The organism is Pseudomonas mohnii, from assembly GCF_900105115.1.
Classification (GTDB): Bacteria; Pseudomonadota; Gammaproteobacteria; order Pseudomonadales; family Pseudomonadaceae; genus Aquipseudomonas; species Aquipseudomonas mohnii.
This window is the reverse complement of the sequence record NZ_FNRV01000001.1, coordinates 1,993,962-2,014,900: the sequence shown is the minus strand read 5'-3', so window position 1 is coordinate 2,014,900 and position 20,939 is coordinate 1,993,962. Positions and strand designations below refer to the sequence as shown.

Annotated in this window: 14 protein-coding genes, 3 tRNA genes and 1 riboswitch; of the genes, 14 read left to right on the top strand and 3 right to left on the bottom strand. The window is 59.5% G+C overall.

Annotated elements, in window-relative coordinates:
* Positions 1-10 precede the first annotated feature (10 nt).
* The gene (locus tag BLV61_RS09445) at positions 11-5,035 is read right to left on the bottom strand and encodes a leucine-rich repeat domain-containing protein (RefSeq protein WP_090464418.1); all 5,025 of its coding nucleotides are present in this window, start codon (positions 5,033-5,035) and stop codon (positions 11-13) included.
* A 313-nt stretch (positions 5,036-5,348) separates the two neighbouring features.
* Between BLV61_RS09445 and BLV61_RS09440 the strand changes: the two genes are divergently transcribed.
* From BLV61_RS09440 to astE, 7 genes are all read left to right on the top strand, one after another.
* The gene (locus tag BLV61_RS09440; protein WP_047532374.1) at positions 5,349-6,569 is read left to right on the top strand and encodes an aspartate aminotransferase family protein; all 1,221 of its coding nucleotides are present in this window, start codon (positions 5,349-5,351) and stop codon (positions 6,567-6,569) included.
* A gap of 228 nt (positions 6,570-6,797) precedes the next feature.
* Positions 6,798-7,817 carry an arginine/ornithine succinyltransferase subunit alpha gene (aruF, locus tag BLV61_RS09435; protein WP_025112905.1) on the top strand — a complete coding sequence of 340 codons (1,020 nt, stop codon included), beginning with the start codon at positions 6,798-6,800 and terminating at the stop codon, positions 7,815-7,817.
* A 73-nt stretch (positions 7,818-7,890) separates the two neighbouring features.
* Positions 7,891-8,916, top strand: coding sequence for an arginine N-succinyltransferase (gene astA, locus BLV61_RS09430; RefSeq protein WP_047532373.1), 1,026 nt, complete (start codon positions 7,891-7,893; stop codon positions 8,914-8,916).
* Positions 8,913-10,382, top strand: coding sequence for a succinylglutamate-semialdehyde dehydrogenase (astD, locus tag BLV61_RS09425; RefSeq protein WP_167361834.1), 1,470 nt, complete (start codon positions 8,913-8,915; stop codon positions 10,380-10,382). The genes astA and astD overlap by 4 nt, the downstream gene beginning before the upstream one ends.
* A 159-nt stretch (positions 10,383-10,541) precedes the next feature.
* Complete coding sequence (gene astB / locus BLV61_RS09420) at positions 10,542-11,888, top strand: N-succinylarginine dihydrolase (RefSeq protein ID WP_047532371.1); 1,347 nt, start codon at positions 10,542-10,544, stop codon at positions 11,886-11,888.
* A gap of 61 nt (positions 11,889-11,949) precedes the next feature.
* Positions 11,950-12,237, top strand: coding sequence for a topoisomerase II (locus BLV61_RS09415; protein ID WP_090464412.1), 288 nt, complete (start codon positions 11,950-11,952; stop codon positions 12,235-12,237).
* Positions 12,238-12,249: 12 nt separating this feature from the next.
* On the top strand, positions 12,250-13,260 hold the full coding sequence (gene astE / locus BLV61_RS09410) for a succinylglutamate desuccinylase (RefSeq protein ID WP_047532369.1): 1,011 nt from the start codon (positions 12,250-12,252) through the stop codon (positions 13,258-13,260).
* Positions 13,261-13,381: 121 nt separating this feature from the next.
* Here the strand turns inward: astE and BLV61_RS09405 are convergent, their stop codons facing one another.
* Positions 13,382-13,891, bottom strand: a complete 510-nt coding sequence (locus BLV61_RS09405; protein ID WP_047532368.1) for a 6,7-dimethyl-8-ribityllumazine synthase — start codon at positions 13,889-13,891, stop codon at positions 13,382-13,384.
* A 115-nt stretch (positions 13,892-14,006) separates the two neighbouring features.
* A riboswitch (FMN riboswitch) is annotated at positions 14,007-14,177 on the bottom strand.
* 196 nt (positions 14,178-14,373) lie between these two features.
* On the opposite strand from BLV61_RS09405, the gene ltaE reads away from it, so the two are divergent.
* The 7 genes from ltaE (at position 14,374) to BLV61_RS09370 (ending at position 20,343) form a co-directional block, all read left to right on the top strand.
* A complete protein-coding gene (gene ltaE / locus BLV61_RS09400) occupies positions 14,374-15,378 on the top strand; it encodes a low-specificity L-threonine aldolase (protein WP_090464409.1) in 1,005 nt (334 codons plus the stop codon).
* 146 nt (positions 15,379-15,524) lie between these two features.
* A complete protein-coding gene (gene alaS / locus BLV61_RS09395; RefSeq protein ID WP_090464405.1) occupies positions 15,525-18,149 on the top strand; it encodes an alanine--tRNA ligase in 2,625 nt (874 codons plus the stop codon).
* A 91-nt stretch (positions 18,150-18,240) separates the two neighbouring features.
* Positions 18,241-19,482 carry an aspartate kinase gene (locus tag BLV61_RS09390; RefSeq protein WP_007934911.1) on the top strand — a complete coding sequence of 414 codons (1,242 nt, stop codon included), beginning with the start codon at positions 18,241-18,243 and terminating at the stop codon, positions 19,480-19,482.
* Positions 19,483-19,667: 185 nt separating this feature from the next.
* Positions 19,668-19,856, top strand: coding sequence for a carbon storage regulator CsrA (csrA, locus tag BLV61_RS09385; protein ID WP_002554426.1), 189 nt, complete (start codon positions 19,668-19,670; stop codon positions 19,854-19,856).
* 61 nt (positions 19,857-19,917) lie between these two features.
* Positions 19,918-20,008: transfer RNA gene (locus BLV61_RS09380), tRNA-Ser, on the top strand.
* A gap of 109 nt (positions 20,009-20,117) precedes the next feature.
* A tRNA-Arg gene (locus tag BLV61_RS09375) sits at positions 20,118-20,194 on the top strand.
* A gap of 72 nt (positions 20,195-20,266) precedes the next feature.
* Positions 20,267-20,343, top strand: a tRNA-Arg gene (locus BLV61_RS09370).
* Between the two features lie 19 nt (positions 20,344-20,362).
* Here the strand turns inward: BLV61_RS09370 and BLV61_RS09365 are convergent.
* On the bottom strand, positions 20,363-20,881 hold the full coding sequence (locus BLV61_RS09365) for a cell envelope protein SmpA (RefSeq protein WP_090464401.1): 519 nt from the start codon (positions 20,879-20,881) through the stop codon (positions 20,363-20,365).
* Positions 20,882-20,939: the final 58 nt, after the last annotated feature.

Here is a 20,939-nt window from a genome sequence, read left to right as displayed (position 1 = left end):
CCTGACAGGGCTATTCGTCCGGGTCTGATCCTCCGGAAGACGACACCTCCAGCTCAGCCCGCTGGATCACTTCCTCGACCCCGAAGTCGACGTTGGTCAACTTGAAATACTCAATCAGGATTTTCAAACTGGCTTCGTTAAACGGATTGTCGCGCAGGTTGATGGGTTCGGCATCCTCCATTGGCATCTCGAGAATATCGGTGGGTATCAGGGTGATCTGGTTACCGCTCAGATCGGCTGTGTCCAGACGCTTGAGTTGCAGCAGACCGGCAGGCAGTTCGGTGAGCTGGCAGTTGTCCAGTTGCAGGGTGGCCAGATCGGTCAGCTGAGTGACATCCGGTGCGAGCTCCAACGGGTTGTTACTCAAGTCCAGAAAGTCCAGTTGGGTCATCTCGGAAAGGTTCAGGACGCTCTGTGCAGTCAGGGTGATGTGGCAGTCCGGGAGGTTCAACGAGGTCAGTTCGCCCATGCGGAAAATCGCCTCCGGGATATCGCCCAGGTGAAAATCGCGAATGCTGAGGGTCTTGAGTTTCGGGAAGCCTTCCAGGAACCGGCTAACGTCCATGGGCAGGCCGCTTTCACTATTGAGATAAACCATCGTGACATGGCTGAAGTCTGCACTCAGTGCCGGCAAGTCACCGGTGATGTGAGTGTCCAGGCTCAAGTCGTAGCTGGGTTGCAGCAAGTCGCTCATGTCTTCGGCCCCGGTTTCTCGACGCCAGCATCGCAGCACGAACTGTTTGAATTCGTCTCGGGCCCAATGCTCGTTCAGCAGTTGCTGCGCGTTGAAAGGTTGTTGGGTGACGGGATGGAGAGCGGGAATGTCGGCGGTCCAGGCAGCCAGCTCGGTTTCCAGGGTGGCAAGTTCGGCTTCCAGGCGACTCAGTTCGGCTCGCCCCTCGTCCAGTGTTCCAGGCAGCGAATTTACGAATTTGCTCGCTTCTTCCTGGTCCATCATCGGATAAAGCGCTTGCGCACGTCGCAGGTCCGACGCCTCGGCATAGATACCGAAGTCCTGGCGTGTGGCCAGGTAGTGTTGCTTGAGGCGTTCGCGGGTTGCGGACGACAGTGGGTTGTTGCCCAGGTCGAATCCTTCCTGACTGTCGGGTGGCAGTGAGAAAAGGGCTGTTGGCAATTCTTCGATCCGGTTGTCGTTGAGCAGCGCGGTGCTCAGGCGCGGGCGGGTCAGCAAGTCCTTGGGCAGCTCGGAAATGCCGGTGTGTGAGAGGTCGATGTAATTCAGTTTGGGCATGCCGCCGACGTCCGGTACCAGGCCCAGCGGATTGTTATACATGTCCAGTATGGTCATTTGATCCTGTGCGGCGAGCGTGGCGTGGGCCTCGGGGCTGAGGCTGATCACGCAATCGCTGAGAATCAGTTCATCAAGTTGTAGCTGCGCGACAACATCCGGAAGGTGACCCAGGTTGAAGTAACGCAGTTTCAGGGCGCGCAATCCGGTAAAACTGCGCAGAAACGCCTGCGTACCCCGCGCGGCGCTACAACCATCCATTGTCAGCGTTTGGACACGGCTGAAGTCGGCGCTCAGGGCTGGCAGCTCGCCAATTATCGGCTGGAAGAAGTTGAAATCGGTCGTGGCGAAGCCAGTCTGCGTGGGTACCCATTGACGCCGCCAGCACTCCATCAGATCGATCATGAATTGCCGTCGAGCCTGCATCTGGGTGGTCAGCTGTTCAGGCGTGAGCCTGGTCCGGGTATCAGGCAGGTACTGCGGGATGTCGTTGCACCAGGGAGACAGGGTGTCGTAGAGCCCCGAATGTTCAACCATGAGTCGATTCAGTTCTGCCCGTGGCCCTGCCGGGTGTTGTTGCAGGCGCTCGACAAACGCATCGAGTTCCTCGGCCGACAGTTGCGGGAACAACGACTGGACGCGGGCTTGCAGGGTGGGCGTACGGGTGGGAAGGAGCCGATAACCATCGCCGCCGCCCAACAGTCGCATGACCTTCGGGTCGTAGGCAGGCTTGAGATTAACCTGCCGGCCCAGCAGCGTGCGCAAGGCCTCGCGGCTCAGAGGGTGTTGGCGAATCAACTGTTTGAGCCGGGCCTCGTCGCCAATCTGGACGTTCAGCGCCATGCGCTCGCTGTCGGGCAACGCCTGCAGCAGGCTGTTAAAAAACGTGGTCGAACCGCTGAGTTCTTCTCCATCCTGATCAAACGGCTGATAGGCGCCATCCTCGCCGAGCACCAGTATTTTGCGCAGGCTGGCGTCAGCGCTGCCAAGGCTGTCGATCAGGCGCCCGTCGGGGCTGTAGTGGCGCATCTCCAGGCGCAGTTGTCCGCTCCAGCCAGGCAGGTTTTCCAGTGAATGCAGAGCCAGGCAATCGGTGTCGATGTTGTCCTTGGTCGACGGCAACTCAAGGCCTTCGTAGGCGCGAGTCACCCGTACCTGCAACCTGGCCTCCTGGCTCAGTTCCGCCAGCCTGGGGGAAACCTTGCCGCTCTTGAGTTGTGCCAGCTCCAGGTCGTTGGCCGTTGCTGCAATCGCGTCTGCGATGGTGGTTGGTAATCCGGGTTCGGCATCGATGAGGATTTGAGTCGTGGACTGAGCGCCCTGTTCGAGTGTGCGGTAACGCTGCTCGAACAGACTCTTTCGCTTGCGTTGGGCGAGTTGGGCCAGCTTCTGGCGCAGGCTGCGCGTGCGACTTTCGAGGCGAGGGGAGGGCAGGCCGAACTCTTCGCCCATCAAGGTTCTCGCTTCTTCGTCCGACAGGGCTAGCAGGAAAGTTTTGAGCAGATCGCCGTCGTTGAGTTGCGTGACATCGATGTGCAGGCGCGGCACATCCGGCGCGGGACTTTGCCAAAGTGTGCGCGCCTCGCCATCCGTCAGTTGCAGCCCTTTGGTTTTCGGCCAGTAGCCGTTGGCGTTGAGCAATTCGAGCTGGGTGACGGGGTCAGCCTTTAGGTACAGCTCCGGCCGGTCGCTGCCGATTTGCTCGATAAAGGTTTGTATGTCCTGGTCGATCGTGAAGCGCTTGAGCGTGTCGGCCAGAAGCGGCGGCAGCGGCTCTGCATTGGTGTGCATCTTGCGCAGGACGTTTTCGTGGGTGCCGCTGATGGTTAGCATGCCTTCGCGTTCGCGCTCGGAAAAGCGCTGCATATCCGGCCCGATACGTCGAAGCAAGGTGGTCTGGTCCCAGCTCAGAGGTTGGTCGACCTCGGTTTGCCAGGTGCCGGCCCTGTTGTGTTTGAGCGTGGGTTTGTAGGCCTCAGGCCGGGTCGGATGGTCGATGCGGTGTTCACCCGTCAGCGGATTTTCGCTGACGGCGTAGCGTTTGTTCTCCAGGGGTAACAGGGTTTTGTCCTGATGACGGTGCAACCCGAGCGTATCCGGTTTTGATTCGTCGGGAAGCACTGCGGGATGTTCGTATGCGGTGAGGTCGGGTTGCCAGTAGCGGGTTTCGCCGTTCGGTCGTTTCACCGAGTTGAAGCGGTCGAAGAACTGCACGATTTCCTTGGGCAGAGCCGCGCGAAATTCTCCCGCCGCGATCACGCCACCGGCGGCAAAAGTGCCCAGCTGGACAGCAGACTCAACGACGCCCATCAAATGCCCAAATGCCTCGCGACCTTGGCCCTCGGCCCAGTCGATCACGCTTTCGAAGGTTTCATCGAGCAACTGGTAAGCCATATAAGCGAGCATCAGTTCGCCAAGAAACGGTACGAACGGCAAGGCAATGAAGGCGGCGACATTCAACAGTGCTGAAGCAATTTCGGTGAAGGAGTCCCATAGTGCCCAGCGGGCTCTCTGGTCGACCGTTGCCGTGGATACCGCGATGACCCGGGCATCGTTGAGAATCTTGTTGAGCTTCGACTGATACTGGTGAGTCCACAGGTCGCCCTTGATCGGCGTTGAGGCGATGCGCAAATCGACCCGCTGGTTGGGTTGCTCGCGCCAGGTCGGGCGCGGATCACCCGACTGAACCGGTTGCCAGGTAATGGGGGCCAGTTGGCTGTTCAATTGGGCGAAGAAGTGGCCGCGATCCTCGTGGTCGATGAAGCGGCTGAAGAATTGTTGATAGGCGGGCGCGCGCAGGCGTTTGCTCAGTTCTTCGGCAAAGGCGGCGGACGATGAGTATTCCTTGATCGGATGTTCGGGGTCATCAGGGATATAGGCCACGACCCTGGCCACTTCGCGTGCGCTTTCAAGGTCCGGGGCAAATAACAGAACACCGGTCAGGCGCGCGTTCATGATGGTCAACTTATGACAGCCCCATGGCTGGCCGCGCAAACGCAGATAAGGCAGGTCGTCCAGCAGGCCAAGAATCAGTTGGTGGACATCACTGCCCAGCCGTTTTTGCATCTGCGCCATATGCAGTGCGGCGATCAGCGCGGTTTTCTGGCTGTCATGGATTTTCGGTTGCAGCAGTGCCGCCGCCACCGGGTTGCTGATGCCCAGGTTGTCCTCCAGATACTCTTTATAGCGCTGGCCGATATCCAGCTCCCGGCACAGGCGGGTGAACGCCGTGATGGGCATTTTTTCTGCTATGTGCGGCAAGGTCTCGAATCGCCCATCGGCCGAGGGCGTCGTGATGTAAGTCGAGGCGGGTTCGAAGGCGTCAGTTTCGGTTTCGGCGCTTTCGAAGTTGTGCAGCGCCGCGTCCAGCAGCGACACCGTCCAGATGCGTGCAGCCCCGGATTTCAACCGTAGCCAGGGTAGGTGGGTGGGGATGTAAAGGCGCAGGAAGGTTTTGCGGACGTTCGGTTCCAGACCGAACTGGCTCTTGAGCGCCGTTTCCAGCAGTGGTCGGGCGAAGTCGGCGGGGCTTTGCAGATTGGCCATCATCTGATCGACCCGATTCTGGCTGGTCACATGACGGGCGATGAGTTTGCCCAGTTCTGCGTGCCGATGTGGCGGGGCGTCCTTGAGACTGGCCGGCAATCCCGGGGTGATATTGCTCAGTGCTTCACGCCGTTGGGGCGTTGCCTGGCGCAGCCAGGACGGGATGACTTTAATCAGGTGCTGAAAGTGGGCGTCCGGCTTTAAGGCATCGGTCGCCAGGAGGGTAACTTGGGTAGTCATGGGGTCTAGAGCGCCATCGAAGTTTGATAAGGCCCTTAGGAAACCGCGCGAAGGCGGACGACGTGCGGTACATATTTACCTCACTCACCCAATCGCTATCGGTTACAACGGAGCAAGCCTGCCGCAAACGCTCGCCGCCAGTTAAACTGCGCCTTTGCGACCCTATATGTCGCATTGCCGTAAACCCGGGGAAATCCGGGGTTTGCGCTATAAGAAGTTGTCGCTTGGCGGCAAGGCCGGGCTGAAAACTGTCCTTACAATCCCCCCCATCGCTCGCCAGTTTCAGGCGAGTGTTCGTCTTCAGGAGACTCCGATGTCCGTTGAGCACGCTGCGGTACAACGCGCCGATTTCGACCAGGTAATGGTTCCCAACTACGCGCCTGCCGCTTTCATTCCAGTGCGTGGCGCCGGTTCCCGCGTATGGGACCAGTCCGGCCGCGAGTTGATCGACTTCGCCGGCGGGATTGCGGTAAACGTATTGGGCCATGCGCATCCGGCGCTGGTCGGTGCGCTGACCGAGCAAGCCAACAAGCTGTGGCATGTGTCCAACGTGTTCACCAATGAGCCGGCCTTGCGCCTGGCCCATAAACTGATCGATGCCACTTTTGCCGAGCGCGTGTTCTTCTGCAACTCCGGTGCTGAAGCCAACGAGGCTGCCTTCAAGCTGGCCCGTCGCGTCGCGTTCGATCGCTTTGGCAGCGAAAAATACGAAATCATTGCCGCGCTGAACAGCTTCCACGGTCGCACCCTGTTCACCGTGAACGTGGGTGGCCAGTCGAAGTACTCCGACGGCTTCGGTCCAAAAATCACCGGTATCACTCACGTCCCTTACAACGATCTGGCTGCTTTGAAAGCCGCCGTTTCCGACAAGACCTGTGCCGTGGTGCTGGAGCCGATCCAGGGTGAGGGCGGCGTACTGCCGGCCGAACTGGCCTACCTGCAAGGCGCCCGCGAGCTGTGCACCGAGCACAACGCGCTGCTGGTGTTCGACGAAGTGCAAACCGGCATGGGCCGCAGCGGCAAGCTGTTCGCCTACCAACACTACGGCGTGACGCCGGACATCCTGACCAGCGCCAAGAGCCTGGGCGGCGGTTTCCCGATCGCGGCGATGTTGACCACCGAAGACCTGGCCAAACACCTGGTCGTCGGCACCCACGGCACCACCTACGGCGGCAACCCGCTGGCGTGCGCAGTCGCGGAAGCCGTGATCGACGTGATCAACACCCCTGAAGTGCTGAACGGCGTCAACGCCAAGCACGACAAGTTCAAGGCCCGCCTGGAGCAGATCGGCGAGAAGTACGGCCTGTTTACCCAGGTGCGTGGCCTGGGGCTGTTGATCGGTTGTGTACTGAGCGATGCCTGGAAAGGCAAGGCCAAGGACATCTTCAACGCTGCTGAAAAAGAAGGCCTGATGATTCTGCAAGCCGGTCCGGACGTGATTCGCTTCGCCCCGAGCCTGGTGGTTGAAGACGCTGATATCGATGCCGGCCTGGACCGCTTCGAACGCGCCGCAGCCAAGCTGACACAAGCCTGATAGACCTTTCGACGCCTGACATTTCAGGCGTCGATCCAAATTTTTGTTTCGGGCTGGATCAAAAGTGTGGGAGCTAGCCTGCTAGCGATGAGGGCCTGGTAGCCAGCATCATTGTTGCCTGACAGGACGATATCGCTAGCAGGCTAGCTCCCACAGTTGACTCTGAGTTGTTTCAGGGATGGCCCGGGATTTTTTCTTTTGTAAGTTCTGAGATTAAGGAGTGACACCATGCTGGTGATGCGCCCCGCGCAAATGGCTGATCTGGGCGAGGTACAGCGTCTGGCTGCGGACAGCCCGATTGGTGTCACTTCCCTGCCGGATGACGTTGAACGCCTGAGCGACAAGATCGCGGCAAGCGAAGCCTCATTCGCTGCCGAAGTCAGCTTCAACGGTGAAGAGAGCTATTTCTTCGTCCTCGAAGACACCGCGACCGGCAAACTGGTCGGTTGCTCGGCGATCGTCGCGTCGGCCGGCTATTCCGAGCCGTTCTACAGTTTCCGTAATGAAACCTTCGTGCACGCTTCCCGCGAGCTGAAGATTCATAACAAGATTCACGTGCTTTCTCAGTGCCACGACCTGACCGGCAACAGCTTGCTGACCAGTTTCTACGTACAGCGCGAGCTGGTGGGTTCGCCTTGGGCCGAACTCAATTCCCGTGGTCGCCTGCTGTTCGTGGCCAGCCATCCGGAGCGCTTTGCCGATTCGGTGGTGACCGAGATCGTCGGTTACAGCGATGAAAATGGCGATTCGCCGTTCTGGGACGCCATCGGTCGCAACTTCTTCGACCTCAACTACGCCGAAGCAGAGCGTCTGTGTGGCCTCAAGAGCCGGACGTTCCTCGCCGAGCTGATGCCGCATTACCCGATCTATGTGCCGTTGCTGCCGGATTCGGCGCAAGAAGCGATGGGGCAGGTGCACCCGCGGGCGCAGATCACGTTCGACATCCTGATGCGCGAAGGCTTCGAGACCGATCACTACATCGACATTTTCGACGGCGGCCCGACCTTGCATGCCCGTGTCTCGGGGATCCGTTCGATTGCCCAGAGCCGTGTGGTGCCGGTGAAAATCGGTGAGCCGGTCAAAGGCGCCGGTCGTCAGTACCTGGTGGCCAACGCCCAGTTGCAGGATTACCGCGCGGTATTGCTCGAGCTTGATTACGCGCCGGGCAAACCCGTCACCCTGGATCTGGAAGCAGCCGAAGCCCTGGGCGTCGGTGAAGGTGCCAGCGTGCGCCTGGTGGCGGTTTAACGCCTGCTTCAATGAATGCTTAGAAAGCAGCGAGTTTCGCGGGTGGCGCAAGCGACCCGATTGAGGAGATAGCATGATCGTTCGTCCCGTACGCAGCAGCGATTTACCCGCTCTGATCGACCTGGCCCGCAGCACCGGCACCGGCCTGACTACCTTGCCAGCCAACGAAGAGCGCCTGGCCCATCGGGTCGGCTGGGCCGAGAAGACTTTCCGTGGCGAAGCCGGGCGAGGCGATGCGGACTACCTGTTCGTACTCGAAGACGACGACGGTCGCGTGGTGGGCATTTCCGCCATCGCCGGTGCCGTAGGCCTGCGTGAGCCTTGGTACAACTTCCGCGTGGGGCTGACGGTCAGTGCCTCGCAGGAGCTGAAAATCTATCGCGAAATCCCGACGCTGTTCCTGGCCAACGACCTGACCGGTAACTCGGAACTGTGCTCGTTGTTCCTGCACGCCGACTACCGCAGTGGCCTCAACGGCCGCATGCTGTCCAAGGCGCGAATGCTGTTCATCGCCGAATTCCCGCACCTGTTCGGCAACAAGATCATCGCCGAGATGCGCGGCGTGTCCGACGAAGCCGGGCGTTCGCCATTCTGGGAAAGCCTGGGCCGGCACTTCTTCAAAATGGAATTCAGCCAGGCCGACTACCTGACCGGCGTTGGTAACAAGGCGTTCATCGCCGAGCTGATGCCAAAATTCCCGTTGTACACCTGCTTCCTCTCTCCAGAGGCGCGCAACGTGATCGGTCAGGTTCATCCGGACACCGAGCCGGCGCTGTCGATGCTCAAGAGCGAAGGTTTCAGCTATCAAGGCTACGTCGACATCTTCGACGCCGGCCCGGCCATCGAGTGCGAAACCGGCAAGATCCGAGCGGTGCGCGACAGCCAGGCCCTGGTACTGGCCATCGGCACGCCGGGTGACGACGCCACGCCATTCATTATTCACAACCGCAAGCGCGAAGACTGCCGGATCACTGCCGCACCCGCACGCTTCGCCGCCGGTACGCTGGTGGTCGATCCGCTGACTGCCAAACGTCTTCAACTCAACGCCGGCGATCAAGTGCGCGCCGTTCCGTTGTCCGCTGCTCGGGAGTCGAAATAATGAAGTCGCTTTACATCGCAGGTGAATGGCTGGCCGGTCAGGGCGAAGCCTTCGAGTCGCTGAACCCGGTGACCCAACAGGTGGTTTGGTCCGGCGAAGGCGCCACCGCTGCTCAAGTTGAATCGGCCGTACAAGCGGCGCGCCAGGCGTTCCCGGGCTGGGCCCGCCGCACGCTGGAAGAACGTATCTCGGTGCTGGAGGCTTTTGCCGCGGCATTGAAGAACAACGCTGACGAACTGGCCCGCACCATCGGTGAGGAAACCGGCAAACCCCTGTGGGAAGCGGCGACCGAAGTCACCAGCATGGTCAACAAGATTGCGATCTCGGTGCAGAGTTACCGTGAACGTACCGGCGAGAAGAGCGGCCCGCTGGGCGACGCCACCGCCGTACTGCGTCACAAGCCACATGGCGTGGTGGCCGTGTTCGGTCCCTACAACTTCCCTGGCCACTTGCCAAACGGTCACATCGTGCCGGCGCTGCTGGCCGGTAACACGGTGCTGTTCAAGCCGAGCGAGCTGACGCCGAAAGTGGCCGAGTTGACGGTCAAGTGCTGGATCGAAGCCGGCTTGCCAGCCGGCGTGTTGAACCTGCTGCAAGGCGCTCGCGAAACCGGTATTGCCCTGGCGGCGAACCCGGGCATCGACGGTCTGTTCTTCACCGGTTCCAGCCGTACCGGCAATCATCTGCACCAGCAGTTCGCCGGTCGTCCGGACAAGATCCTGGCGCTGGAAATGGGTGGCAACAACCCGCTGGTGGTCGATCAGGTCGCCGACCTCGATGCCGCTGTTTACACCATCATCCAGTCGGCATTCATTTCTGCCGGTCAGCGTTGCACCTGCGCGCGCCGCCTGCTGGTGCCGCAAGGCGCCTGGGGCGACACCCTGCTGGCGCGTCTGGTGGCGGTCAGCTCGACGCTTTCAGTCGGGGCCTTCGATCAGCAGCCGGCGCCGTTCATGGGCTCGGTGATTTCCCTGGGCGCCGCTAAAGCGCTGATGGACGCCCAGGCGCATTTGCTGGCCAACGGCGCCGTGTCGTTGCTGGAGATGACTCAGCCTCAGGCGCAATCCGCATTGCTGACCCCTGGCATTCTGGATGTGACCGCCGTGGCGGATCGTCCAGACGAAGAGTTGTTCGGCCCGCTGCTGCAAGTGATCCGCTACGCTGATTTTGAATCGGCGATTGCTGAGGCCAACGACACGGCCTACGGCCTGGCTGCGGGTCTGTTGTCGGATTCCGAAGCGCGTTACCAGCAATTCTGGCTGGAGAGCCGTGCCGGTATCGTCAACTGGAACAAGCAGTTGACCGGTGCTGCCAGCAGCGCGCCATTCGGCGGCGTCGGCGCCTCGGGCAACCACCGCGCCAGCGCCTACTACGCGGCGGATTACTGCGCGTATCCGGTGGCCTCGCTGGAAACCCCGAGCCTGGCCTTGCCGTCGGCCCTGACCCCCGGCGTGAAAATGGCCTGACGCCCATTCGCGATCAAGCTCGCTCCCACAGGTTCGGTGGTGTTCATACATTTCGTGTACGACGCAATCCATGTGGGAGCCAGCCTGCTGGCGATGGCCGCGCCTCGGTCTCAAACTAGTTACTGATGCCTATAAAAACAGATTCGTGGAGCCTCGCTGATGAAATCCTATGAAGTCAATTTTGACGGTCTAGTGGGGCCTACCCATAACTACGGTGGCCTGTCCTACGGCAACGTGGCGTCCCAGAGCAACAGTCAGCAGTCTTCGAACCCGAAGGAAGCCGCGCTGCAAGGCCTGGCAAAAATGAAAGCGCTGATGGAAATGGGCTTTCAGCAAGGCGTGCTGGCGCCACAAGAGCGCCCGGACGTGGCGGCACTGCGTCGCCTGGGCTTCAGTGGCACCGACGCTCAAGTCATCGAGCGCGCCGCCAAAGACGCCATGCCCCTGCTGGTCGCCAGTTGCTCGGCTTCGAGCATGTGGGTGGCCAACGCCGCTACCGTCAGCCCAAGTGCCGACACTGCGGATGGCCGCGTGCATTTCACCGCCGCCAACCTGAATTGCAAATATCACCGCAGCATCGAACACCCGACCACCAGCCGCGTGCTGGGGGCGATGTTCGCCGACCAGAAGCACTTCGCGCACCACGCGGCCCTGCCGGCCGTGGCGCAGTTCGGTGACGAAGGCGCTGCCAACCACACCCGTTTCTGCCGTGAGTACGGTGAAGCCGGCGTTGAATTCTTCGTCTTTGGTCGCAGCGCGTTCGATACCCGCTACCCGGCACCGCAGAAGTACCCGGCGCGCCAGACCCTCGAAGCGTCACAGGCCGTTGCCCGGTTGCACGGCCTGAGCGATGACGGCGTGGTCTACGGCCAGCAGAACCCGTCGGTGATCGATCAGGGCGTATTCCACAATGACGTGATCGCCGTGGGTAATGGCGAAGTGCTGTTCTATCACGAGGACGCATTCCTCGAGACCGAGCAGATGCTGGCCGAGTTGCAGAGCAAGCTCGCCAGGGTCGGCGGGGCATTTCAGTCGATCTGCGTACCGCGTTCGGCTGTAACCGTTGAGGACGCGGTTCGCTCCTACTTGTTCAATAGCCAGCTGCTGTCCCGTCCAGACGGTTCCATGCTGTTGATCGTGCCGGAAGAGTGCCGTGGCAATGAGCGTGTCTGGCAATACCTGCAGGGTTTGACCAGCTCCGGCGGCCTGATCCGCGAAGTCAAAGTCTTCGATCTCAAGCAGAGCATGCAGAACGGCGGTGGCCCGGCTTGCCTGCGTTTGCGCGTCGCTCTCAACGAAACCGAGCTGGCGGCGGTCAATCCAGGGGTTATCATGACGGCACCGTTGTATGGCACGTTGACCGAATGGGTCGACAAGCACTACCGCGACCGCATGACCGAAAACGATCTGGCGGACCCGCAATTGTTGCTTGAGTGCCGGACGGCACTGGATGAACTGACACAAATCCTTAAACTGGGCTCGGTTTATCCATTCCAGATCAATTGATCGACGGCGCGCGCTCGGGCACGACAGCGCGCCGCTTCATCTCCAATGAGAGCGTAATTACATGAGCGACAAACTGCAGCTGATCCTTGAAGACACTGACGGCACGCAACTGGAAACCTCCTGCACCCGCGTCGCGGTCATGTGGCAAGGCAAGGAGCTGTGGATCCAGCACGATGGCCGTGGTCAGTTGCTGATTGGCGTGGACGTCGAAGAAGGTGATGCCGAATACGCCAACCTGCTGCTGCGCCCATTGGCGACTAATCTGGTAAGTCTGCAACTGGAAATGGAACCGGCTGAAGTCGCCGACGAAGACCACGTTCACGGCCCGGATTGCAATCACGATCACTAAGGAAACCGCTCTATGCTCGCCCTCGGCAAACTGCTTGAACTGACCCTCGCCGGCCGTGAACCGGCGGAGAAGACTCAACTGACTGTCGAAGGCGTGCGCATGCGCTGGTTGAGCGAAGGTGCGCTGGAAGTCCGGCCACCTGAAGCTCGCGACAATGGCCTGGACCTGCTGCTGTCGGCGGGTATCCACGGTAACGAAACAGCGCCGATCGAACTGCTCGATCGCCTGTTGCATGACATCGCCCGCGGTGATCTGAAACCGCGTGCACGTATTCTGTTCCTGTTCGGCAACCCCGAGGCGATTCGCAAAGGCGAGCGTTTTGTCGAACAGGACGTCAATCGGCTGTTCAACGGCCGTCACGAACAAAGCAGCGGCTCCGAAGCGTTGCGCGCTTGTGAGCTGGAGCGACTGGCGGCGAGCTTTTTCAGCCTGCCGGACCGCGACCGCCTGCACTATGACCTGCACACCGCCATTCGCGGCTCGAAAATCGAGCAGTTCGCGTTGTACCCGTGGAAGGAAGGTCGTCAGCATTCACGCCAGGAGCTGGCCCGCCTGCGCGCCGCTGGCATGGAGGCGGTGCTGCTGCAGAACAAGCCGTCCATCGTTTTCAGTTCCTACACCTACGACAAGCTCGGTGCCGAGTCCTTCACGCTGGAGTTGGGCAAGGCGCGGCCATTCGGGCAGAACGACGGGGTGAACGTGTCCAGGCTGGAAACACGCCTCAAACAGATTATCGAAGGCTCCGAACCGGCGCTGAATGAAGTGGCGCTGGATGGCTTGAAGCTGTTCAGCGTTGCGCGGGAAATCATCAAGCACAGCGACAACTTCCGCCTGAACTTGCCAGCGGACATCGAAAACTTTTCGGAGCTGGAAGTGGGTTATCTGCTGGCCGAAGACATCGCCCAGACCCGTTGGATCATCGAGGAGGAAGGCGCCCGGATCATCTTCCCGAACCCCAAGGTGAAGAATGGCCTGCGTGCCGGCATCCTGATCGTGCCGACCACCGACGAAAATCTGGCCTGACCGGATAACCCCTGTAGGAGCGAGCCTGCTCGCGATGGACTTGAGAACGCAGCGGGGTATCAGATACACAGCGTTTTCGTTGAAGACCATCGCGAGCAGGCTCGCTCCTACAGGTCCTGTGTTAAACAGCGACTGCGCGCGGTTCAGTACGACGTAGCGCACGGATCTTGTGCAGCGTATCCGCGCACGTCTTCGCCGCTTCCTGGCCTTTATGCACGAAATGCTCGAAGAAGAACTTCTGGTGTTCTTCACCGGCATGGAAGTGGTGCGGGGTCAGGGACACCGAGAACACCGGCACTTCGGTTTCCAGCTGAACCTGCATCAGACCACTGACCACTGACTGGGCGACGAACTCGTGACGGTAGATGCCGCCGTCCACCACGAGGGCGGCCGCTACGATGCCGGCATACCGGCCGGTCTTGGCCAGCAGCTTGGCGTGCAGGGGCATTTCAAAGGCGCCGCCGACTTCGAAGAAGTCGATGTCGGATTCCTGATAACCCTGGGCAATCATTTCGCTGACGAAGCCTTTACGGCTCTGGTCAACAATATCCTTGTGCCAGCAGGCCTGGATGAACGCAACGCGTTCGCCGTGATGGTTTTTGCTTTTGCTGTCGATTGCGGTGGGTTGCATGTTCTGACTCCTGTTTGTGTGAAAAACAGGGCGTTATGAATCGAATGGGATTTAAGGGTACGCAGGCACAAGTGCCTGCGGACGGCGCTTTGGTATAGAGCCTAGGCGGCGCCAATCCCGTTCTCTCTTCATCCGGACTATGACCGTCGGCCCCGGGATCACACCGGGTCTGCTGACCTTGCCGCCAGTCACCGCCGAAGCCGTACTGTCGCCAAGCGCTCGCGGGCTATGCGCGTTGCGCGCAATTACCGCCGGTGGGGAGTTGCACCCCGCCCTGAGAACGTTTTGCCGCCAGATTTTCTGGCGGCGCAGCGTTTTTAACACATATTTCCTACGTACGCATCGATGCTTTCAGATCAATTCCATCGAATTTTTCACTGGGTTACCCCGACTTTTCCTTCATCAAGGGTTGAATATTCATCGGCATGACCGTAGTAATTCTTTTCTGAAAGGGATTTCCCCTGTTTACCGAGGCCAGATTCATGAGTGTTATCGATCTTCGCAGCGACACCGTCACCCAACCCACGGCCGGCATGCTCGATGCGATGACCAGCGCCGCCACCGGCGACGACGTTTTTGGTGAGGATCCGACGGTCAATCGACTGGAAGCCGAATTGGCCCGGCGCCTGGGTTTTGCGGCGGCGCTGTTCGTACCGACCGGCACGATGAGTAACTTGCTGGGGCTGATGGCTCACTGCGAACGCGGTGACGAGTACATCGTCGGTCAGCAAGCGCACACCTATAAATACGAAGGTGGCGGCGCGGCAGTGCTCGGTTCAATCCAGCCGCAGCCACTGGAAGTGCAAGCAGATGGTTCGTTGGACTTGGCGCAGGTCGCTGCCGCGATCAAGCCGGATGACTTCCACTTCGCCCGGACCCGATTGCTGGCGCTGGAAAACACTATGCAGGGCAAGGTCTTGCCGCTGGAGTATCTGGCAAAGGCGCGCCGTTTTACCCGTGAGCATGGTCTGCAACTGCACCTGGACGGCGCGCGGCTGTACAACGCAGCGGTCAAGCTCGGGGTCGACGCCCGGGAAATCACCCAGCATTTCGACTCTGTCTCGGTTTGTCTGTCCAAAGGCCTGGGCGCGCCGGTGGGTTCGGTGTTGTGCGGCTCGGTCGAGTTGATCGGCAAGGCTCGGCGCCTGCGCAAGATGGTCGGCGGCGGCATGCGGCAGGCCGGGATTCTGGCGGCGGCAGGCCTGTATGCGCTGGACAACAACGTTCAGCGGCTGGCTGATGACCACGCCAATGCACAATTGCTGGCCGAGGGCCTGCGCGCGGCAGGTTTTGAGGTCGAGCCGGTGCAGACCAATATGGTCTACGTGCAGATGGGCGACCACGCCGAAGCGCTCAAGGCGTTCGCCGACGCGCGCGGGATCAAGTTGAGCGCGGCCGCACGCCTGCGAATGGTCACGCACATGGATGTCAGTGCGGCGCAAATCGAGCAGGTCGTCGCGACATTCGTCGACTTTTCGCGCAAGTGATAGCGTTAGCGCTCCAATTGACTGTTTCTATCGTATAAACACGCTGTACCCCGCGCGTAGGGCCGATATAATGCGGCCCTTTGCCGTCGCTTCGTCTGTTGACGTTTCGAACAGGCCTTTGGCCGCAGCCTCCGTGGAAGAACCTAATGAAAAGCGCAGAAATCCGTGAAGCCTTCCTTCGCTTCTTCGAAGAGCAAGGCCACACCCGTGTAGCCTCCAGCTCTTTGATTCCGGGCAACGACCCAACCCTGCTGTTCACCAACGCGGGGATGAACCAGTTCAAGGACTGTTTCCTGGGCCAGGAAAAGCGCGCGTACACACGCGCCGTCAGCAGTCAGAAATGCGTGCGCGCTGGTGGCAAGCACAACGACCTGGAAAACGTCGGCTATACCGCCCGTCACCATACTTTCTTCGAAATGCTGGGTAACTTCAGCTTCGGTGACTATTTCAAGCGTGATGCCATCACCTACGCCTGGACCTTCCTGACTTCCGACAAATGGCTGAACCTGCCAAAGGAGAAGCTCTGGGTCACGGTCTATGCCAGTGATGACGAGGCGTATGACATCTGGACCAAGGAAATCGGCGTTCCCGCCGAACGCATGGTTCGTATCGGCGACAACAAAGGCGCTCCTTACGCTTCCGACAACTTCTGGACCATGGGCGATACCGGCCCGTGCGGTCCTTGCACCGAGATTTTCTACGATCACGGCGCCGACATCTGGGGTGGCCCACCGGGCTCGCCGGAAGAAGACGGCGACCGCTACATCGAAATCTGGAACAACGTGTTCATGCAGTTCAACCGCACCGCCGATGGCGTGTTGCACCCGCTGCCAGCGCCGTCGGTAGACACCGGCATGGGCCTGGAGCGGATCAGTGCCGTGCTGCAGCACGTGCATTCGAACTATGAAATCGACCTGTTCCAGAGCCTGCTGAGCGCATCGGCCAAGGCCATCGGTTGCACCAACGACGCACAGGCTTCCCTGAAAGTCGTGGCTGACCACATCCGTTCTTGCGGTTTCCTGATCGCTGACGGCGTGCTGCCATCCAACGAAGGCCGTGGCTATGTGCTGCGCCGGATCATTCGTCGCGCCTGCCGTCACGGCAACAAGCTCGGGGCCAAGGGCAGCTTCTTCTACCAGATCGTTGCGGCACTGGTTGCCGAGATGGGCGAAGCCTTCCCTGAACTGAAATCCCAACAGGCGCACATCGAACGCGTTCTGAAGGCCGAAGAAGAGCAATTCGCCAAGACCCTGGAGCAGGGCCTGAAAATCCTCGAGCAGGATCTCGCCGAACTCAAGGGCGACGTGGTGCCCGGCGATGTCGTATTCAAGCTCTACGACACCTACGGTTTCCCGATGGACCTGACCGGCGACATCGCTCGCGAACGCAACCTGACCATCGACGAAGAAGGTTTCGAGCGCGAAATGGAAGCCCAGCGCGTCCGTGCCCGTTCGGCCAGCTCTTTCGGCATGGACTACAACAGCCTGGTCAAGGTGGATGTCGATACCGAGTTCACCGGTTACCACGCCACCAGCGGTTCGGCGAAAGTCGTTGCCCTCTATAAGGACGGGCAATCGGTCGATGTATTGAGCGAAGGCGAAGAAGGCGTGGTCGTTCTGAACCAGACCCCGTTCTACGCGGAGTCCGGCGGCCAGGTCGGCGATTGCGGCTACTTGCAGGCCGGTGCTTCGCGCTTCGATGTGCGCGACACCACCAAAACCGGTGGCGCGTTCCTGCATCACGGTGTGCTGGCGTCGGGTAGCCTGTTGATCGGTGCGCCGGTGGAAACCCACGTGGAGGCTGACGTGCGTCACGCCACCTCGCTGAACCACTCGGCCACTCACTTGCTGCACGCCGCCTTGCGCCAGGTGCTGGGCGATCACGTTCAGCAGAAAGGCTCGTTGGTCGATAGTCAGCGCCTGCGTTTCGACTTCAGTCACTTCGAAGCGATCAAGCCGGAACAGCTCAAAGCGCTGGAAGAGATCGTCAACACCGAAATTCGCAAGAACTCCGCGGTTGAAACCGAAGAGACCGATATCGAAACCGCCAAGAAGAAAGGCGCCATGGCGCTGTTCGGCGAGAAGTATGGCGACAATGTTCGCGTGCTGAGCATGGGCGGTGATTTCTCCGTTGAGCTGTGCGGCGGTATTCACGCCAACCGTACCGGCGACATCGGCCTGCTGAAAATCATCAGTGAGGGTGGTGTGGCGTCTGGTGTGCGTCGTATCGAAGCGGTCACCGGTGCTGCGGCCCTGGCCTACTTGAATGCGGCCGAAGAACAACTCAAGGAAGCGGCCAACCTGGTCAAGGGCAGCCGCGACAACCTGATCGACAAGTTGTCGGCTGTGCTGGAGCGCAACCGTCTGCTGGAGAAACAACTCGAGCAATTGCAAGCCAAGGCTGCCAGCGCCGCGGGCGACGATCTGTCGGCTTCGGCATTGGACGTCAAGGGTGTGAAAGTGCTGGCTGTTCGTCTGGACGGTCAGGATGGCAAGGCGCTGCTGGCGCTGGTCGATCAGCTGAAAAACAAACTCGGCCGCGCAGTGATCCTGCTCGGCAGTGTCCATGAGGAAAAGGTCGTACTGGTTGCAGGCGTAACCAAAGACCTGACTGGCCAACTCAAAGCCGGTGATTTGATGAAGCAAGCCGCTGCGGCAGTGGGCGGGAAGGGCGGTGGTCGTCCAGACATGGCGCAAGGCGGCGGTACCGACGCTGGCGCACTGGATGCAGCACTGGCGCTGACCGTTCCATTTGTAGAGCAGGGTTTATAAGGCAGTGCTCTCGGCCCGCAGTCTAGTGGCGGGCCGGAACGCTGTTTGAGTGATTATTTGGGCGCCCTTCATGGGCAGAGGCGGCTTTGAAATGGCTTTGATCGTACAGAAATTTGGAGGCACCTCGGTCGGCACTGTCGAGAGAATCGAGCAAGTCGCCGACAAGGTTAAGAAATTCCGCGATGCCGGCGATGACCTGGTGGTTGTGCTGTCTGCAATGAGCGGCGAAACCAACCGTCTGATCGATCTGGCCAAGCAAATCAGTGGCGACGGGCAACCGGTTCCGCGTGAACTGGACGTGATCGTTTCCACCGGCGAGCAGGTGACGATTGCCCTGTTGGCCATGGCGCTGATCAAGCGCGGTGTGCCGGCGGTTTCGTACACCGGTAATCAGGTCCGGATTCTGACGGATAGCGCGCACAATAAAGCGCGTATCTTGCAGATTGATGACCAGAAGATTCGCGGCGACCTGAAGGCTGGTCGTGTGGTCGTTGTCGCTGGTTTCCAGGGCGTCGACGAGCACGGCAATATCACGACCCTCGGTCGTGGCGGTTCTGACACCACGGGTGTGGCCCTGGCAGCAGCCTTGAAGGCTGATGAATGCCAGATCTACACCGATGTCGATGGCGTCTACACCACGGACCCGCGCGTCGTGTCCGTGGCCCAGCGCCTGGACAAGATCACCTTCGAAGAGATGCTGGAAATGGCCAGCCTCGGTTCCAAGGTGTTGCAGATCCGTGCGGTCGAGTTCGCCGGCAAGTACAACGTTCCGCTGCGCGTACTGCACAGCTTCAAGGAGGGTCCGGGCACCCTCATTACTATTGATGAAGAGGAAACCATGGAACAGCCGATCATTTCCGGCATCGCTTTCAATCGCGATGAAGCCAAGCTGACCATCCGTGGCGTGCCAGACACCCCGGGCGTGGCGTTCAAGATTCTCGGTCCTATCAGTGCCGCGAACATCGAAGTCGACATGATCGTGCAGAACGTTGCGCACGATAACACCACCGACTTCACCTTTACCGTGCACCGCAACGACTATCAGGCGGCACAATCTGTGCTGGAAAACACCGCTCGCGAGATCGGTGCCCGTGAAGTCGTGGGTGACACCAAGATCGCCAAGGTTTCGATCGTCGGCGTTGGCATGCGCTCCCACGCAGGCGTAGCCAGCCGCATGTTCGAATCCCTGGCCAAGGAAAGCATCAACATCCAGATGATCTCGACATCGGAAATCAAAGTCTCCGTAGTGATCGAAGAGAAGTACCTGGAACTGGCTGTGCGCGCCCTGCACACGGCTTTCGAACTGGACGCACCGGCCCGCCAGGGCGAGTGATGCGTTTGCCAAGGAGCGCGGTCTGACCGCGCTCTTTGTTTTTTGAACGGCGCGACCCGAAGCTGTTCTTTTGCTCGTGCTGGTCAATACTCAGGCATGCAGGCCGCGACCGTTTTGGTTGTAGGTCGAGTGCCTCTTTTTTTGCAGACTGTTGTCCCTGAAATGTAATGCGTGAGGAGAAAGGTATGCTGATTCTGACTCGTCGGTGCGCAGAAAGCCTGATTATTGGTGATGGCGAAATCACCGTGACCGTGCTCGGCGTCAAAGGAAATCAAGTGCGTATTGGTGTGAACGCCCCTAAAGAGGTGGCTGTCCATCGTGAGGAAATCTACCTGCGTATCAAGAAAGAGAAGGACGAAGAACCAAGCCATTAATTTTTATCGTTTTTATGTTTGCAAACGGGGAAGAAGCTGGTTAATATACGCCCCGTGTTGCGGAGAGCTGGCCGAGTGGCCGAAGGCGCTCCCCTGCTAAGGGAGTACACCTCAAAAGGGTGTCGGGGGTTCGAATCCCCCGTTCTCCGCCATTATTTTCGTAGTACGTTGTAATCTGGCTTAATTCGGTAAGTTGTTGAAATTACTAGAAAAAAGCGCTTTACAAAAAGATTTAACGGCCTATAATGCGCGGCAACAAATGCACTCGTAGCTCAGCTGGATAGAGTACTCGGCTACGAACCGAGCGGTCACAGGTTCGAATCCTGTCGAGTGCACCATTTAAGAGTTGTTTGCAGTGATGTGAATGGCTCGGCTTCAACCAGTTGTGATCTGGTATAAAAACACAAAATGCACTCGTAGCTCAGCTGGATAGAGTACTCGGCTACGAACCGAGCGGTCACAGGTTCGAATCCTGTCGAGTGCACCATACAACAAAAAGCCCGCATTTAATGCGGGCTTTTTGCCGTCTTGGATTTGGCTTTTCCTTTCGTACATCCTCTCGCATCGAACTCTACGTTTGCGCTTCGACCTCGCTTGGTATCGTAGCGATAACTCGTGGTCGAATTCCGAATGTTGATCTTGTCTGGCTTACCCAGGGCGCTTTCGACGTCTTGTTGGCTCATGCCGACAACAATTCGCTGATTGATGATTGCTTCTCGGCGCTCCCTGGCGCTGATCAGGTTTCCACATTTGTCCTCTGGCTGGCCGACGACAGTCATATCGCGGTTTGTGAATGTCCTTCCCGGTGTTGCTCGAGGGTTGGCGTCCGGCATGAGCGCGACAGGCGTGCCAGGCGAGTAGGCTTGCACTTCCTGGGTCGAAAGGTGCTCGCCGGCTGCGCAGCCCATTGTCGTGAAGGTGAGGCGTCCGTCAGGCGCTTCGCAGCGATGGACGGTTGTGGCGCGTACGATGAGTGGCAGGCAAAGAAGGGGGATCAGTAGAAGGCAGGATGATTTTGGTGGCATTCGACGTCCTCCGTGACGGTGCTCGTTCAAAGGTAGCTGCTACATTTTCATTTGTTGG